This window comes from Streptomyces roseoverticillatus (assembly GCF_000719265.1).
Taxonomy (GTDB): domain Bacteria; phylum Actinomycetota; class Actinomycetes; order Streptomycetales; family Streptomycetaceae; genus Streptomyces; species Streptomyces roseoverticillatus.
Genome location: NZ_JOFL01000011.1, coordinates 137,899 through 154,065, shown reverse-complemented (window position 1 = coordinate 154,065; position 16,167 = coordinate 137,899). Strand labels below are relative to the sequence as shown.

The window sequence follows — 16,167 nt, the reverse complement described above, 5'->3', positions numbered from 1 at the left end:
CCCCCCTCGGGAGTCGGCGTCCGCGGCGGAGCCACGGGCGCCGGCCTCATCGGTAGCAGGTGCGGCGGTAGTGCTGCGCTCGGCACCTGCACCGCTTGCCGCGGCGCCCGTGGCTCGACTCACGACTTACTCCTCGGTGTTTCCTGCCGGGGCGGATGCGCCCTCGGCGCCCTGGGCCCCGTCGCCCTCGGCTGCATCGGCCAACTCCTCGACCTCTTCAGCCTCGCGACCGGCCTCGGCGTTCCGTGCGATGCCCACGACGGCATCGCGCTTGCCCAAGTTGATCAGCTGGACGCCCATGGTGTCACGGCCCGTTTCCCTGACCTCGCTGACCCGGGTGCGGATCACGCCGCCGCCGAGCGTAATGGCAAGGATCTCGTCGGTCTCCTCGACCACCAGCGCACCGACCAGCGAGCCTCGATCCTCCACGATCTTGGCCGCCTTGATACCGAGGCCGCCGCGGCCCTGGACGCGGTACTCGTCCACGTTCGACCGCTTCGCGTAGCCGCCGTCGGTGGCGGTGAAGACGTACGTCCCCGGCCGCACGACGCTCATGGAGAGCAGCTCGTCGCCCTCGCGGAAGCTCATGCCCTTGACGCCGGACGTGGCCCGGCCCATCGGGCGGAGGGCTTCATCCGTAGCGGTGAACCGGATGGACTGCGCCTTCTTGCTGATCAGCAGCAGGTCGTCCGCGGCGGAGACCAGCTCGGCACCGATCAGCTCGTCCTCGGCGCCGCTCTCCGTCTCGCGCAGGTTGATGGCGATGACGCCGCCGGACCGCGGGGAGTCGTAGTCCTTGAGCGAGGTCTTCTTCACCAGGCCCGACTTGGTGGCGAGCACCAGGTAAGGCGCGACGTCGTAGTCGCGGACGGCGAGGATCTGGGCGATCTTCTCGTCCGGCTGGAAGGCCAGCAGGTTGGCCACGTGCTGGCCGCGGGCGTCGCGACCGGCGTCCGGCAGCTCATAGGCCTTGGCGCGGTAGACCCGGCCCTTGTTGGTGAAGAACAGCAGCCAGTGGTGGGTGGTGGAGACGAAGAAGTGGTCGACGATGTCGTCTTCCTTGAGCTTCGTGCCCCGGACGCCCTTGCCGCCGCGCTTCTGCGAGCGGTAGTCGTCGGTCTTGGTGCGCTTCACATAGCCGCCACGGGTGATCGTGACGACGATGTCCTCCTCGGCGATCAGGTCCTCGATGGACATGTCGCCGTCGAAGGGCACCAGCGCCGAGCGCCGGTCCTCGCCGAACTTCTCGACGATCGCCGTGAGTTCCTCGCTGATGATCTGGCGCTGGCGCTCGGGCGAGGCGAGGATCGCGTTGTACTCGTTGATCTTCGCCTGGAGCTCGTCGTGCTCCGCCACGATCTTCCGGCGCTCCAGGGCGGCCAGCCGGCGCAGCTGCATCTCCAGGATCGCGTTGGCCTGGATCTCGTCGATCTGCAGCAGGCCCATCAGGCCCTCGCGGGCGACGTCGACGGTGTCGCTGCGCCGGATGAGCGCGATGACCTCGTCGATGGCGTCCAGGGCCTTGAGCAGGCCGCGCAGGATGTGGGCGCGCTCCTCGGCCTTGCGCAGCCGGAAGCGGGTGCGCCGGACGATGACCTCGATCTGGTGCGTCACCCAGTTGCGGATGAACGCGTCCAGGGAGAGGGTGCGCGGCACGCCGTCGACCAGGGCCAGCATGTTGGCGCCGAAGTTGGTCTGCAGGTCGGTGTGCTTGTAGAGGTTGTTCAGCACGACCTTGGCGACCGCGTCCCGCTTGAGGACGATCACCAGGCGCTGGCCGGTGCGGGACGAGGTCTCGTCGCGGACGTCGGCGATGCCGCCGACCTTGCCGTCCTTCACCAGGTCGGCGATCTTCTGCGCGAGGTTGTCCGGGTTGGTCTGGTAGGGGAGCTCGGTGACCACCAGGCACTGGCGGTTCTGGATCTCCTCGACCGCGACGACCGCGCGCATGGTGATCGAGCCGCGGCCGGTGCGGTAGGCCTCCTCGATGCCCTTGCGGCCCACCACGAGGGCGCCGGTCGGGAAGTCGGGGCCCTTGATCCGCTCGATGAGCGCGTCGAGCAGTTCCTCGGAGCTCGCCTCCGGGTTCGCCAGGAACCACTGGGCACCCTCGGCGACCTCGCGGAGGTTGTGCGGCGGGATGTTGGTGGCCATGCCGACCGCGATGCCCGCGGAGCCGTTCACCAGCAGGTTGGGGAAGCGCGACGGCAGGACCGTCGGCTCCTGGTTGCGGCCGTCGTAGTTGTCCTGGAAGTCGACGGTCTCCTCGTCGATGTCCCGGACCATCTCCATGGACAGCGGCGCCATCTTGCACTCGGTGTAGCGCATGGCGGCGGCCGGGTCGTTGCCCGGGGAGCCGAAGTTGCCGTTGGAGTCCACCAGCGGCATCCGCATGGCCCAGGGCTGGGCGAGGCGGACCAGGGCGTCGTAGATGGAGGCGTCACCGTGCGGGTGGTACGTACCCATGACGTCACCGACGACGCGGGCGCACTTGTAGAAGCCCTTCTCGGGGCGGTAGCCGCCGTCGTACATCGCGTAGAGCACGCGGCGGTGCACCGGCTTGAGGCCGTCGCGGACGTCGGGGAGCGCACGCGAGACGATCACGCTCATCGCGTAGTCGAGGTAGGAGCGCTGCATCTCCGTCTCGAGCCCGACGGGCTCGACGCGCATGCCCACGCCCTCCAGCGGGGCGGGCGCGCCCTCGGGGGTCACCTCGGGCACGGGAGCGGTGGGGGTCTCAGGGGTTTCGTCGGCCATTGCTGTTCAAAGTCCTTTCGCGCTGCGGCTGTCTCGGGGTGGGCCGACAGGCTCAGATGTCGAGGAAGCGGACGTCCTTGGCGTTGCGCTGGATGAAGGAGCGCCGGGCCTCGACGTCCTCGCCCATGAGCACCGAGAACAGGTCGTCCGCCTGCGCGGCGTCGTCCAGGGTGACCTGGCCGAGGACGCGGTGGTCGACGTCCATGGTGGTCACGCGCAGCTCCTCGGCGTTCATCTCACCGAGACCCTTGAAGCGCTGGACCGAGTCGTCCTTGATCCGCTTGCCGTTCTCCCGGCCGAGCTGGATCAGGGCGTCGCGCTCGCGGTCGGAGTAGGCGTACTCGAAGTCGTCCCGGCCCCACTTGATCTTGTAGAGCGGGGGACGGGAGAGGTAGACGTGACCGGCCTCGACCAGCGGACGCATAAAGCGGAAGAGGAAGGTGAGCAGCAGGGTGTTGATGTGCTGACCGTCGACGTCGGCGTCCGCCATCAGGATGATCTTGTGATAGCGGAGCTTCGCGATGTCGAAGTCCTCGTGCACGCCGGTGCCGAAGGCGGAGATCAGCGCCTGGATCTCCTGGTTCTGCAGGATCTTGTCAATCCGGGCCTTCTCCACGTTGAGGATCTTGCCGCGGATCGGGAGGATCGCCTGGTACTGCGGGTTCCGGCCGGACTTGGCCGAGCCGCCGGCAGAGTCACCCTCGACGATGAAGATCTCGCACTTGGCCGGCTCGTTCGACTGGCAGTCGGAGAGCTTGCCCGGCAGCGACGCCGTCTCCAGCAGGCCCTTGCGGCGGGTGAGGTCACGCGCCTTGCGGGCCGCGACGCGCGCGGTGGCGGCCTGGATGGACTTGCGGATGATGTCCGCGGCCTCGTTCGGATTACGGTCCAGCCAGTCCGTCAGCTGCTCGTGGACGACCTTCTGCACGAAGGTCTTGGCCTCGGTGTTGCCCAGCTTGGTCTTGGTCTGGCCCTCGAACTGCGGCTCGCCCAGCTTGACGGAGATGATCGCCGTCAGGCCCTCGCGGATGTCGTCGCCCGTGAGGTTGTCGTCCTTCTCGCGGAGCAGCTTCTTGTCGCGCGCGTAGCGGTTGATCAGACCGGTGAGCGCCGCGCGGAAGCCCTCCTCGTGCGTACCGCCCTCGTGGGTGTGGATGGTGTTCGCGAAGCTGTAGACACCCTCGGTGTACTGGGTGTTCCACTGCATCGCGACCTCGAGGGAGAGCATCCGCTCCTTGTCCTCGGCCTCGAAGTCGATCACCGTGGGGTGAACGACCTCGCCCTTGCGCGAGTTGAGGTAGCGGACGAAGTCGGAGATGCCGCCCTCGTAGTGGTAGCGGACGGTGAGGGGCTTGCCCTCCTCGTCCACGTGCGCCGGGCGCTCGTCCGTCAGCGAGATCGAGAGGCCCTTGTTGAGGAACGCCATCTCCTGGAAGCGCCGCGAGAGCGTCTCGAAGGAGTACTCGGTGGTCTCGAAGATGTCGCCGTCGGCCCAGAAGGTGACCGAGGTGCCGTGCTCGTCGGTCGGCTCGTTCTTCTGCAGCGGGGCCGTCGGGACGCCGAGCTTGTAGTCCTGGGTCCACCGGAAGCCGTCGGTCTTCACCTCGACCGCGACGCGCGTCGACAGGGCGTTGACGACCGAGACGCCGACGCCGTGCAGACCGCCGGAGACGGCGTAGCCGCCGCCGCCGAACTTGCCGCCCGCGTGCAGGACGGTCAGGACGACCTCGACCGCGGGCTTGCCCTCGGAGGGCACGATGCCGACCGGGATGCCACGGCCGTTGTCCACGACGCGCACGCCGCCGTCGGAGAGGATCGTGACGTCAATGGTGTCCGCGTGGCCGGCCATGGCCTCGTCGACGGAGTTGTCGACCACCTCTTGGACGAGGTGGTGCAGGCCGCGTTCACCGGTCGAGCCGATGTACATTCCGGGCCGCTTGCGGACGGCGTCCAGACCCTCCAGGACGGTGATCGCGCTGGCGTCGTAGGACGCGGCGCCCGGTGCGCCCGCGGGTGCGGTCTCGACCGCATCGTCCGTAGAAGGGGTGGTGTTCTCGTTGGGGTTGCCGGAATCGGCCACGAAGCGCCCTTTCTGGCACAGCACAGGCCATCCCCGGCTGCGGCGGGGAGACCCCACCCGAGGCAGGCAGGAGCGGCTGCGTCGTTCTGCGTTGGTCGACGAGTCCCGCAAGCCGGCGGGATTGCCACCAGTCTACCGGTAGCGCTGACATGAATGGGGGTTTGGCGGCGCCTGAGCCTGCACGTGCCGCCCTGAACCGGCATCAGCCGACTCCCTATATGCGCCCCCGGGCTCCGAGAGGCTCACAGCGGCACTCAGCGCTTCGGGCTGTCAACCGCCCGCTACCGTGAGCGGGGTCTCAGCGCCGGCTCACCCGTCCCGCGAGTCAACCGGTGTCCCGCGCCGCCGGGCGGCGGGCTCCGCGATCAGCCGTACGTGTCGCCCGGGCCCGTGCTGCCGGGGGCGCGCAGCGACCCGTAGCGCCGGCCGGGACCGCCCGGGCCCAGCACCTTGATCGTCCGTACGGTGCCGTGCCCGAGGTCGTCGTTGAGCCGCGCCACGAGCTGAGGCGCCAGCAGGCGCAGCTGCGTCGCCCACGCCGTCGAGTCGCACTGCACCGTCAGGACGTGGGAGTCCTCGTCGAAGTTCTGCGGGGCGCAGTGCAGGGCCAGTGCGTCGCCCACGATCTGCGGCCAGCGGCCCATCACCCCGCCCACCGCCGCGGGCTTCTCCCAGCCCCGCTCGGTGATCAGCCGGTTGATGGCGGCGCCCAGCGGCAGCGGGTCACGGCCGTCGGCGCGCGCACCCGAGCGCAGCCCGCCGCCGCGGCGCACCTGCTTCTTCTGCTGGGCCGCGGCGCCCCGCGCCCGCGCCTGCTCCTTGGCCGCCCGCAGCGCGACCCGCGCCAGGTCCACGCCGGAGGGCTCGGGCGGCTTCGGGTGCTCGGACGGCGTGCTCATACGCGCTCGACCTTGCCGTCCGAGACCGCGTACCGGGCCCCGGTGAGGACCTCCGGCACGTCGTCGTCCACCGCGGCGGTGACCAGCACCTGCTCGCCGTGGGCCACCAGCTCCGCCAGCCGCTCCCGGCGCCGGGCGTCCAGCTCGGCGAAGACGTCGTCCAGGACGAGCACCGGCTCGTTGCCCTCGGAGCGCAGCAGCTCGTACGAGGCCAGGCGCAGCGCCAGCGCGTACGACCAGGACTCGCCGTGGCTCGCGTACCCCTTGGCCGGCAGCTGCCCGAGCCGCAGGAGGAGGTCGTCGCGGTGCGGGCCGACCAGCGTCACGCCCCGCTCGATCTCCTGCTTGCGGGCCTCGGCGAGCGCCGCGAGCAGCGCCTCGTACAGCTCCTCGCGGGTATGGGCGCCCTCGATGCCGGCGGGCCCGCGGTAGTCGAAGGCGACCGGGCCGCCGCCGGGCGCCAGCTGCTCGTAGGCCTTGTCGGCCAGCGGGCGCAGGGCCGCGATCAGGTCCAGCCGCCGGGCCAGCAGCTCGGCGCCGGCCTGGGCCAGGTGCTGGTCCCAGATGTCGAGCGTGGACAAATCCAGGCCCCGGCCGCCGTGGCGGCGGGCCATGGCCGCGCTCTTCAGCAGGGTGTTGCGCTGCTTGAGGACCCGCTCGTAGTCGGAGCGGACGCCCGCCATGCGCGGGGTGCGCGCGGTGATCAGCTCGTCCAGGAAGCGGCGGCGCTCGCCGGGGTCGCCCTTGACGAGGGCCAGGTCCTCGGGGGCGAACAGCACGGTGCGCACGATGCCGAGCACGTCACGCGGTCTGACCTGGGAGGATCTATTGATCCGGGCGCGGTTGGCGCGGCCGGGGTTGAGCTCCAGCTCTATCAGCTGCTGCCGCTCGCCCTGGACCACCGCGGCCCGCACGACGGCGCGCTCGGCGCCCATCCGGACCAGCGGGGCGTCGGAGGAGACCCGGTGGCTGCCGAGGGTGGCCAGATAGCCGATCGCCTCGACGAGATTGGTCTTCCCCTGGCCGTTCGGGCCCACGAACGCCGTGACGCCCGGGTCGAGGGAGACCTCGGCCCGGGCGTACGAGCGGAAGTCTGCCAGCGACAGATGCGTGACATGCATGGTGCGCCGACCTCTTCCGCTGTTACTGCTGATACTGCAGGTGCTGCTGTGGTGTGGGGTGTTACTTGCTCTCGACGGCGTGGCCGCCGAACTGGTTGCGCAGGGCGGCGATCATCTTCATCTGCGGCGAGTCGTCCTGGCGGGAGGCGAAGCGCGCGAAGAGCGACGCGGTGATCGCGGGCAGCGGCACGGCGTTGTCGATCGCGGCCTCGACCGTCCAGCGGCCCTCGCCCGAGTCGGCGGCGTAACCGCGCAGCTTGTCGAGGTGCTCGTCCTCGTCGAGGGCGTTGACGGCCAGGTCGAGCAGCCAGGAGCGGATGACCGTGCCCTCCTGCCAGGAGCGGAAGACCTCGCGCACGTCGGTGACGGAGTCGACCTTCTCCAGCAGCTCCCAGCCCTCGGCGTAGGCCTGCATCATGGCGTACTCGATGCCGTTGTGGACCATCTTCGCGAAGTGGCCGGCACCGACCTTGCCCGCGTGCACCGCACCGAAGTCGCCCTCGGGCTTCAGCGCGTCGAAGACCGGCTGGACGCGCGCGACGTTCGCCGGGTCGCCGCCGTACATCAGGGCGTAGCCGTTCTCCAGGCCCCAGACACCGCCGGAGACGCCGCAGTCCACGAAGCCGATGCCCTTGGCACCCAGCTCCTCGGCGTGCTTCTCGTCGTCGGTCCAGCGGGAGTTGCCGCCGTCGACGACGATGTCGCCCGGGGAGAGCAGCTCGCCGAGCTCGTCGATCGTGGACTGGGTGGCGCCACCGGCCGGGACCATGACCCACACGACACGCGGGCTCGGGAGGGAGTCCACCAGCTCCTTGAGGCTGCTGACATCCGCGAGGTCAGGGTTGCGGTCGTATCCGATGACGGTGTGACCTGCGCGGCGGATGCGCTCGCGCATGTTGCCGCCCATCTTGCCGAGACCGACGAGACCGAGCTCCATGGGTGATCCTCTATGCCTTGAGTGGGTTCGTACCTGGGTCCGAGCCTACGCCGGGGAGGCGCTGCACACCTGTGGGGATACGGCGCTCAAAAGGACGGGGCCGGGCCCCGAAAGGGGCGCGGGGCGGTGCCGGTCTGCGGCTCCGCCGCGCGGGCGCGACCGCCCGGGCGAGCCCCTGAAGGGGCGCGGAGGACTGCTCAGCCGGCCACAGAGGACCCGCAGCCGAGACGACCGGCCGCGAGCCCTCCGCCGTCATCCTCAGCCGGACAGGCGAACCGGCATGATCAGGTACTTGTACGCGTCGTCCGCCTCGGCGTCCACAGCCGGCTTGCCGCTCAGCAGCGCCGGCTTCGTCGACGTCGTGAAGGACAGCTGGGCGACCGGCGAGTCGATCGCCGACAGGCCCTCCAGCAGGAAGCCGGGGTTGAAGGCGATCGAGATGTCGTCGCCCTCCAGCTGCGCGTCGACGCGCTCCACAGCCTGTGCATCGTCGCTGGAGCCGGCCTCCAGGATCAGCACTCCCTGCTCGAAGCTCAGCCGCACCGGGGTGTTGCGCTCGGCGACGAGCGCCACGCGCTTGACGGCCTCGACAAACGGCGCGGTCTCGATGACGGCGACCGAGTTGAACTCGGTGGGGAAGAGCGTGCGGTACTTCGGCAGGTCGCCCTCGAGCAGCCGCGTGGTCGTGCGACGGCCGGCGCCCTCGAAGCCGATCAGGCCCTCGCCCGCGCCGGAGCCGGACAGGGCCAGCGCCACCGTGTCGCCGCCGCTGAGGGACTTGGCGGTGTCCAGCAGGGTCTTGGCGGGGACCAGGGCGACCGCGGAGATGTCCGGGGTCTCGGGCTTCCACATGAACTCGCGGACCGCGAAGCGGTAGCGGTCGGTGGAGGCCAGGGTGACCGTGTCGCCCTCGATCTCGATGCGCACACCGGTGAGCACCGGCAGCGTGTCGTCACGGCCGGCGGCGATGGCGACCTGGGCAGCAGCGGCGGCGAAGACCTCGGCCGGGACGGTGCCCGTGGCGGTGGGCATCTGCGGCAGGGCCGGGTACTCCTCCACAGGCAGGGTGTGGAGTGTGAATCGCGAAGAGCCGCAGACCACGGTGACGCGCACACCGTCGGTGGAGATTTCCACAGGCCTGTTGGGAAGTGCGCGGCAGATGTCGGCGAGGAGGCGGCCGGAGACGAGGACGGTGCCGTCCTCCTCCACATCGGCGTCGACCGAGACGCGGGCGGAGACCTCGTAGTCGAAGCCGGAGAGGCTCAGGGAGCCGTCCTCGGCCTTCAGCAGCAGGCCCGCGAGGACGGGCACCGGCGGACGGGCCGGGAGGCTGCGGGCCGCCCAGGCCACTGCCTCCGCGAGTACATCGCGCTCCACCCGGATCTTCACCGGAACCGCCTCCTGCTTGTTGCTGGCTCGCCCTGCTGGCTTCTTCGTCGGCTGCTTGCCGGAGACCAGTCTGACGTACGCCGCTGACAGCTGGTGCGACTCGGGGTCAAGTCGGGTCGGAGGGCGTGGCGCGGCCCGCGGCCGAGTTGTGCACAGGACCCACTTCGAAACGAGTTCCCAGCTTGATCTCTGTGGTCGTAGTAGTAGGGCCTGTGGAAACGGTGGACAACCCTCTTTGCCCAGGTCAGCGCCACTTTTTTGTCCACCGGGCCTGTGGGCGGGGGCGGTGGATAAGCAGGGTGAGCTGTGGACCGCGGAAAGTTCTGCACAACCGGTGCACAGGAGGGGCGCACTTCTCCCCAGGGCTGTCCCCAGTTTTACCCAGGTTCCCCACAGCCCAATCCGGCACCTTGGTGTGACGCCTTTCACTCAGTGCGGTGAGGCCGGGCGTTTCGTTGCCGAACAGTGGACAGGGGTGTGGAAAGACTGTGTACAACATCCACTCCCCTGTGGGCGGCCGGTGGACAACGCCGAGGGGGCCTTGTGGGTGATTAGTCTGTCCACAGGCTGTGGAAGACCGTCGGCCACAAATCCACACGCCCGTGACCTCGCCTGATGGGCTATCAACAGCCTGCGCTGTGGACGGCGTATGGACAACTTCGCAGCCCACAGGGTGTGGACAGCCGGTCGGCAGGGAATCTGTGGAGAACCCCGGGTCCGGCGCACGAAATCGAACAGAGCTGTCCCTGCCTGTGGATGCCCGGCTTCCCCGGAACGCCCCCGGAACGCCCCCGAGCCGCCCCCGCGGCACCCTCAGGAGCGCCTCAGGAGCACTCAGGGCCGTCTCAGGGCCGCCTTAGGACCGCGAAAAGGGCGCTCCGGGAAGCCTCCCGGAGCGCCCTCGGACGCCCTGTGCGGTGTCCTCAGCCGTTCTTGATGCGGTTGGTCAGCTCGGTCACCTGGTTGTAGATGGAGCGCCGCTCGGCCATCAGCGCACGGATCTTCCGGTCCGCGTGCATGACGGTCGTGTGGTCCCGCCCGCCGAACTGCGCACCGATCTTCGGCAGCGACAGGTCCGTGAGCTCGCGGCAGAGGTACATGGCGATCTGCCGGGCCGTCACCAGCACGCGGCTGCGCGAGGCTCCGCACAGGTCCTCGACGGTGTGCCCGAAGTAGTCGGCGGTGGCGGCCATGATGGCCGGCGCCGTGATCTCCGGCGAGGCGTCCTCGCCGCCCGGGATCAGGTCCTTGAGGACGATCTCGGTCAGGCCCAGGTCGACGGGCTGCCGGTTCAGGCTCGCGAAGGCCGTCACCCGGATCAGCGCGCCCTCCAGCTCGCGGATGTTGCGCGAGATGCGGGAGGCGATGAACTCCAGGACCTCCGGCGGGGCGTTCAGCTGCTCCTGGACCGCCTTCTTGCGCAGGATCGCGATGCGGGTCTCCAGCTCGGGCGGCTGGACGTCCGTGATGAGGCCCCACTCGAAGCGGTTGCGCAGCCGGTCCTCCAGCGTCACCAGCTGCTTGGGCGGCCGGTCCGAGGACAGCACGATCTGCTTGTTCGCGTTGTGGAGGGTGTTGAAGGTGTGGAAGAACTCCTCCTGCGTCGACTCCTTGCTCGCGAGGAACTGGATGTCGTCGACCAGCAGGATGTCCATGTCGCGGTAGCGCTTGCGGAACGCGTCCGCCTTGCCGTCGCGGATGGAGTTGATGAACTCGTTGGTGAACTCCTCGGAGCTCACGTAGCGCACGCGCGTGCCCGGGTAGAGGCTGCGCGCGTAGTGCCCGATGGCGTGCAGCAGGTGGGTCTTCCCCAGGCCCGACTCGCCGTAGATGAAGAGGGGGTTGTACGCCTTCGCCGGCGCCTCGGCCACCGCGACCGCGGCGGCGTGCGCGAAGCGGTTGGACGCGCCGATCACGAACGTGTCGAAGAGGTACTTCGGGTTCAGGCGGGCGGTCGGCTCGCCGGGGCCGGGGGCCGGGGACGGCTTCGCCGCGAGCGGGCCGGGGGCGCCGCCGGACGGGGGCCGCTCGGACCGGTCGCCGCCGCGCGGGCCGCTCTCCGGCCCCCGGCCCGGGATGTCCCGGCCGGCCATGTCGCGGCCCGGCATGTCGTGGCGCTGCTGCTCGTACGGCATGCGCTCGGACGGCTGCGTCCGGTAGTCGGAACCCTGCGGTTCGTAGCCGCCGGAGCGCTGCTGCGAGGCGTACGGATCGCGTTCGCTCTCAGCGAAGCCGCCGAGGTGCTGCTGCTGCCAGCTGTAGTCACTCCTGTCGCCCCTGTCACCGGGGGACGCCACCGGGGGGCCCGAGGGGGCCGAGTGGCGCGGCCACGCACCGGGCTCGGGGCGCTGCTGCTGGTAGTCCGGGTAGGCGGGGCGCACGGACGGCAGGTCGTCGGACGGGGCCTGGCGGCCGTAGCTCTCGCGGCCCTCGTAGGCGCCGTTGTCGAAGCTCTCGTAGCCGTCCCGGGACTCGTAGGCGTCGCGGCCCTGGCCGCCGCCCCGGCCCGTGGGCTCCTCGTAGCGGGACTGCTGCGGGGCCTGGGGGCGCTCGGCCGGAGGCTCGCCCGCGGAGTCGTCGACGGTGATCGCGATCCGGATCGGGCGGCCGCACTCGCGGCTGAGCGCGTCGCTGACCAGCGGCGCGAGCCGGCCCTCGAGTACGCCCTTGGCGAATTCGTTGGGCACGGCCAGCAGGGCGGTGTCGGCGACGAGGGCCAGCGGCTGGCACCGCTTGATCCAGTGCTCGTCCTTGGTCTCGACGCCCTGGCCGCGCTTGTCCCGGCCCTCGCCCAGGAGCTGGTCGAGCACGCGCGGCCACACTGCGGCAAGATCGGCAGGCAGGTCAGCCACAGGGCACGCTCTCTCAGTCACTGGGGGCGCCCCGTGAGTCCCACGAATGTGTGGTTCTCGGGACGGGCGGGAAGGATTCGGAGTTCAGCCACGGTAGGCCGCCCGCGGTGCGCGGTTCAAGTCGTTGTCCACAGGGTGTGTACAAATGTGCCATGGGGCGAGCCGTGTCGTCCCACCGGCCCGCGGCGGGCTACGGTGTATCCCTGGTGCGCTGCCGGTTTGACCGAATGGCGTAGCCGCGCGTACCGTGACCAGGTCGAGTTGTCGATGGCTGCTGCCGCCTGCCTCCGATGGGCAAAGATCGCGTCGAATTCTGTGCGCGGTCAAGAAGCGGTGCACTCGGGCGTTGCGAGCTTCTCGTGGGCGCACGGTGACAGCCAGGCGATGTCCCGCCACCACCGATTCATTTCTGGAGCCCCCGAGTGAGCAAGCGCACCTTCCAGCCGAACAACCGCCGTCGCGCGAAGACCCACGGCTTCCGCCTGCGCATGCGCACCCGTGCCGGCCGCGCGATTCTCGCGTCCCGCCGTGGCAAGGGTCGCGCCCGCCTGTCGGCCTGAGCAGCCTGACGACCAATAGGTCCATGCCGTGCTGCCTAACGACAATCGTCTGAGGCGGCGCGAGGACTTTGCGACCGCGGTACGCCGAGGACGCCGGGCGGGCCGCCCGCTCCTCGTCGTCCATCTCCGTAGCGGTACAACGGACCCGCACACACCTGGGGAGAGTGTTCCCCCGGTGCGTGCGGGTTTCGTCGTCAGCAAGGCCGTCGGCGTCGCCGTAGTCCGCAATCTGGTGAAGCGCAGGCTTCGCCACCTGATGCGTGACCGGCTCGATCAGCTGCCCGCCGGTAGCCTGGTGGTGGTACGGGCCCTGCCCGGCTCGGGCGAGGCGGACCACGACGAGCTGGCTCGCGATCTTGACACCGCACTGCAGCGGCTGTTGGGAGGGGCGCCGCGCCGTTCCGATCCCCCCAGGGAGACCCCCCGGGACCTTGGCCCGAGCCAGGGAGGGAGCGCACGGTGAAGTATCCGCTGCTGTGGTTGATCAAGCTCTACCAGTGGACCATCAGCCCGCTCCTGGGCCCGGTCTGCAAGTACTACCCGTCGTGCTCGCACTACGGCTACACGGCCATTGACGTGCACGGTGCGGTCAAAGGAACGGCGCTGACGGCCTGGCGCATCCTGCGCTGCAATCCGTGGTCGCTCGGTGGCGTCGACCACGTTCCTCCCCGGAAGCGTCCGGTCTGGCACCAGCGGCTGAGGAGCCGACTGGGCGGGCACCCCGCCGCGGGGCCCGCCGCACAGCCCGAGACTCAGCCCAACGCCCAAGGAGCCTGATTCGTGGACACGATCCTCGGTCCCCTCTATTACGCAGTTTCCTGGATCATCGTCCAGTTTCACTCGCTGTACAGCCTTGTCTTCGACAAGAACAGCGGCTGGGCGTGGGGGCTGTCCATCGTCTCCCTCGTGGTCCTGATCCGCATCTGCCTGATCCCGCTCTTCGTGAAGCAGATCAAGGCGACGCGGAACATGCAGGCGCTCCAGCCGAAGATGAAGGCGATCCAGGAGCGCTACAAGAGCGACAAGCAGCGCCAGTCCGAAGAGATGATGAAGCTCTACAAGGAGACGGGCACCAACCCTCTCTCGAGCTGTCTCCCGATCCTGGCCCAGTCGCCCTTCTTCATCTCGCTGTACCAGGTCCTGAACCACATCGCCCAGGGCAAGACGGTCGGCTTCATCAACGAGGAGCTGCTGGCCAGCGCCCGTCAGGCGCACATCTTCGGCGCCCCGCTGTCGGTGAAGTTCCTCGACTCCGCCTCCAAGGTGGAGAGCCTCGGCGCCACGGTGACCGACGTCCGCGTCGTCACGATCATCATGATCGTCCTGATGTCGCTGTCGCAGTTCTACACGCAGCGCCAGCTGATGACGAAGAACGTCGACCTCTCGGTCAAGACGCCCTTCATGCAGCAGCAGAAGATGATGATGTACGTCTTCCCCGTCATCTTCGCCGTCATCGGCATCAACGTCCCCGTGGGTGTGCTCCTGTACTGGCTGACCACCAACGTGTGGACCATGGGCCAGCAGATGTTCGTCATCCGCCGCAACCCCACCCCGGGCAGCCTCGCCTTCAACCAGCGCCAGGAGCGCCTGCGGGCCGCGGGCAAGCTCAAGGAGGACCCGGCCGAGGTCGAGGCGCGCAAGGCCGTCGAGGCCGCCCGCGCCAAGCGTCAGCAGCCCAAGCGCCAGACCAAGGCCAAGCGCCAGGTCGCGGGCACGACGCCGGCCGCCACCGCCTCCACCGCGGCCGAGGAGAAGCCGTCGCTGGAGAAGAAGCAGGGCGAGACCGGGACGGACGCCAAGGCCGCAGGCGACACCAAGGACGCCAAGGCGGGCGGTAAGCCCGGGCAGCGCAAGAGCGGCCCGCAGCGGCCCAAGCACCCCTCCAAGAAGTGATGAAGGAGTCCACTGTGACGGACACGCAGCGCCAGACCAGCGGTGTCGCCGCTGAGGGCACCGACACCCTGTCCCGCCTGGAGCAGGAGGGCGAGATCGCGGCCGACTACCTCGAGGGTCTGCTCGACATCGCCGACCTCGACGGCGACATCGACATGGACGTCGAGGCCGACCGCGCCGCGGTGTCGATCATCAGCGACTCGACCAGCCGTGACCTGCAGAAGCTCGTCGGCCGCGACGGCGAGGTGCTGGAGGCGCTCCAGGAGCTCACCCGGCTGGCCGTGAACCGGGAGACCGGCGACCGCAGCCGCCTCATGCTGGACATCGCCGGCTTCCGCGCCCGCAAGCGCGAGGAGCTGGCGAAGGTCGGCGCCCAGGCGGCCGCCGAGGCCCGCAGCACCGGCAGCGCGGTCAAGCTGGACCCGATGACGCCCTTCGAGCGCAAGGTCGTCCACGACGCCGTGGCCGCCGCCGGTCTGCGCAGCGAGTCCGAGGGCGAGGAGCCGCAGCGCTTCGTCGTCGTCCTCCCCGCCTGAGCCGTCCTCCCGGCCCGACCGGACCGAGCGGATTGCCCGCTCGGTTCCCCCCGGCTCTCCCGATCCCACTTCTAGGTGTGTCCGGCCCCGTCTGCTCGCAGGCGGGGCCGATCCTTGTCAGCCTGATATTCAGACTCTGAATCCCAGTGATGCTCAGAGAGACGTCGTACGGAAGGACGGTTTCCCGTGGATGAGGCAGCGGAGCTCCCCCCGGCGCCCCCGGAGGCACGGGAGGTATTCGGTGACCGCCTGCCGGAGGCCGTTCGGTACGCCGAGGTGCTCGCGGACGCGGGCGTACGGCGTGGTCTCATCGGTCCCCGTGAGGTTCCGCGGCTGTGGGAACGCCACCTGCTGAACTGCGCGGTGCTCGCCGAGGCCGTCCCGGACGGCGTCTCCGTGTGCGACGTGGGCTCCGGAGCCGGCCTGCCCGGAATCCCGCTGGCCCTGGTCCGGCCAGACCTCCAGATCACCCTCCTGGAGCCCCTGCTGCGCCGTACGACGTTCCTGCAGGAGGTCGTCGAGCTGCTGGGCCTGGACCACGTCACGGTCGTCCGTGGCCGCGCCGAGGAGATGCTCGGCAAGGTGCAGCCGGTGCACGTCGTCACCGCGCGGGCCGTGGCTCCGCTGGACCGGCTCGCGGGTTGGGGCGTGCCCCTGCTGCGACCGTACGGCGAGATGCTCGCCCTCAAGGGCGACACCGCGGAGGAGGAGCTGAAGGGCGCGCGTGCGGCACTCAGCAAGCTCGGCGTGGTCCGGACCTCGATCCTGCAGGTCGGCCAGGGCATCGTGGACCCGCCGTCCACGCTGGTCCGGGTCGAGGTGGGGGAGAGCCCGGGTGGTGTGCGCTTCGCCGCCAAGCGGGCCAAGGCTGCGGGACGCTCACGCCGCCGGCGCTGAGATCACTCGTCCTGGGGTCACTCCGGTGGAGCAGGGCAATGCTCCATACAACCTGCCAAACCTATCCATAACGGAGTGTCGTCGCTGCGGTGCAGAGCGTCCGCTGCATCGTGTTTCACGTGAAACGACGCTCCTTGCTGCAGGGAATCATCGACCGGGGCCGCGCGGCCGTGCCGCGCGGCCGGCGGACGGCCGAGCACGCCGATGCGGTCGGCGACGCTGGTGTATCCACAGGAATGCTGGATT

Annotated in this window: 12 protein-coding genes and 1 pseudogene; 6 read left to right on the top strand and 7 right to left on the bottom strand. The window is 69.7% G+C overall.

Going from position 1 to position 16,167, the window contains the following annotated elements:
- Positions 1–126 precede the first annotated feature (126 nt).
- From gyrA to dnaA, 7 genes are all read right to left on the bottom strand, one after another.
- Positions 127–2,757, bottom strand: coding sequence for a DNA gyrase subunit A (gene gyrA, locus IF61_RS0114845; RefSeq protein ID WP_030366851.1), 2,631 nt, complete (start codon positions 2,755–2,757; stop codon positions 127–129).
- A 52-nt stretch (positions 2,758–2,809) separates the two neighbouring features.
- Positions 2,810–4,861 carry a DNA topoisomerase (ATP-hydrolyzing) subunit B gene (gyrB, locus tag IF61_RS0114840; protein ID WP_030366850.1) on the bottom strand — a complete coding sequence of 684 codons (2,052 nt, stop codon included), beginning with the start codon at positions 4,859–4,861 and terminating at the stop codon, positions 2,810–2,812.
- A 341-nt stretch (positions 4,862–5,202) separates the two neighbouring features.
- On the bottom strand, positions 5,203–5,736 hold the full coding sequence (locus IF61_RS0114835) for a DciA family protein (protein WP_030366849.1): 534 nt from the start codon (positions 5,734–5,736) through the stop codon (positions 5,203–5,205).
- Positions 5,733–6,857: a DNA replication/repair protein RecF gene (recF, locus tag IF61_RS0114830; RefSeq protein WP_030366848.1), complete on the bottom strand. Its 1,125-nt coding sequence runs from the start codon at positions 6,855–6,857 to the stop codon at positions 5,733–5,735. The genes IF61_RS0114835 and recF overlap by 4 nt, the downstream gene beginning before the upstream one ends.
- Before the next feature lie 61 nt (positions 6,858–6,918).
- The gene (gene gnd, locus IF61_RS0114825; protein ID WP_030366847.1) at positions 6,919–7,794 is read right to left on the bottom strand and encodes a phosphogluconate dehydrogenase (NAD(+)-dependent, decarboxylating); all 876 of its coding nucleotides are present in this window, start codon (positions 7,792–7,794) and stop codon (positions 6,919–6,921) included.
- Between the two features lie 258 nt (positions 7,795–8,052).
- On the bottom strand, positions 8,053–9,183 hold the full coding sequence (dnaN, locus tag IF61_RS0114820; RefSeq protein WP_030366846.1) for a DNA polymerase III subunit beta: 1,131 nt from the start codon (positions 9,181–9,183) through the stop codon (positions 8,053–8,055).
- A 923-nt stretch (positions 9,184–10,106) separates the two neighbouring features.
- The gene (dnaA, locus tag IF61_RS0114815; protein ID WP_078660216.1) at positions 10,107–12,035 is read right to left on the bottom strand and encodes a chromosomal replication initiator protein DnaA; all 1,929 of its coding nucleotides are present in this window, start codon (positions 12,033–12,035) and stop codon (positions 10,107–10,109) included.
- Positions 12,036–12,457: 422 nt separating this feature from the next.
- Between dnaA and rpmH the strand changes: the two genes are divergently transcribed.
- The 6 genes and pseudogenes from rpmH to rsmG all read left to right on the top strand — a co-directional run bounded on the left by rpmH (position 12,458) and on the right by rsmG (position 15,921).
- Positions 12,458–12,595: a 50S ribosomal protein L34 gene (rpmH, locus tag IF61_RS0114810; RefSeq protein ID WP_003949374.1), complete on the top strand. Its 138-nt coding sequence runs from the start codon at positions 12,458–12,460 to the stop codon at positions 12,593–12,595.
- Positions 12,596–12,623: 28 nt separating this feature from the next.
- Positions 12,624–12,992 (top strand): annotated as a pseudogene (gene rnpA, locus IF61_RS0114805) (ribonuclease P protein component); the annotation flags it as partial.
- 62 nt (positions 12,993–13,054) lie between these two features.
- Entirely contained in the window at positions 13,055–13,372 is a 318-nt protein-coding gene (yidD, locus tag IF61_RS0114800; protein WP_030366843.1) for a membrane protein insertion efficiency factor YidD, read from the top strand.
- A 3-nt stretch (positions 13,373–13,375) separates the two neighbouring features.
- Positions 13,376–14,488, top strand: coding sequence for a membrane protein insertase YidC (yidC, locus tag IF61_RS0114795; protein WP_030366842.1), 1,113 nt, complete (start codon positions 13,376–13,378; stop codon positions 14,486–14,488).
- A 14-nt stretch (positions 14,489–14,502) separates the two neighbouring features.
- Entirely contained in the window at positions 14,503–15,024 is a 522-nt protein-coding gene (locus tag IF61_RS0114790) for a Jag family protein (protein WP_030366841.1), read from the top strand.
- 186 nt (positions 15,025–15,210) lie between these two features.
- Complete coding sequence (gene rsmG, locus IF61_RS0114785) at positions 15,211–15,921, top strand: 16S rRNA (guanine(527)-N(7))-methyltransferase RsmG (RefSeq protein WP_030366840.1); 711 nt, start codon at positions 15,211–15,213, stop codon at positions 15,919–15,921.
- Positions 15,922–16,167: the final 246 nt, after the last annotated feature.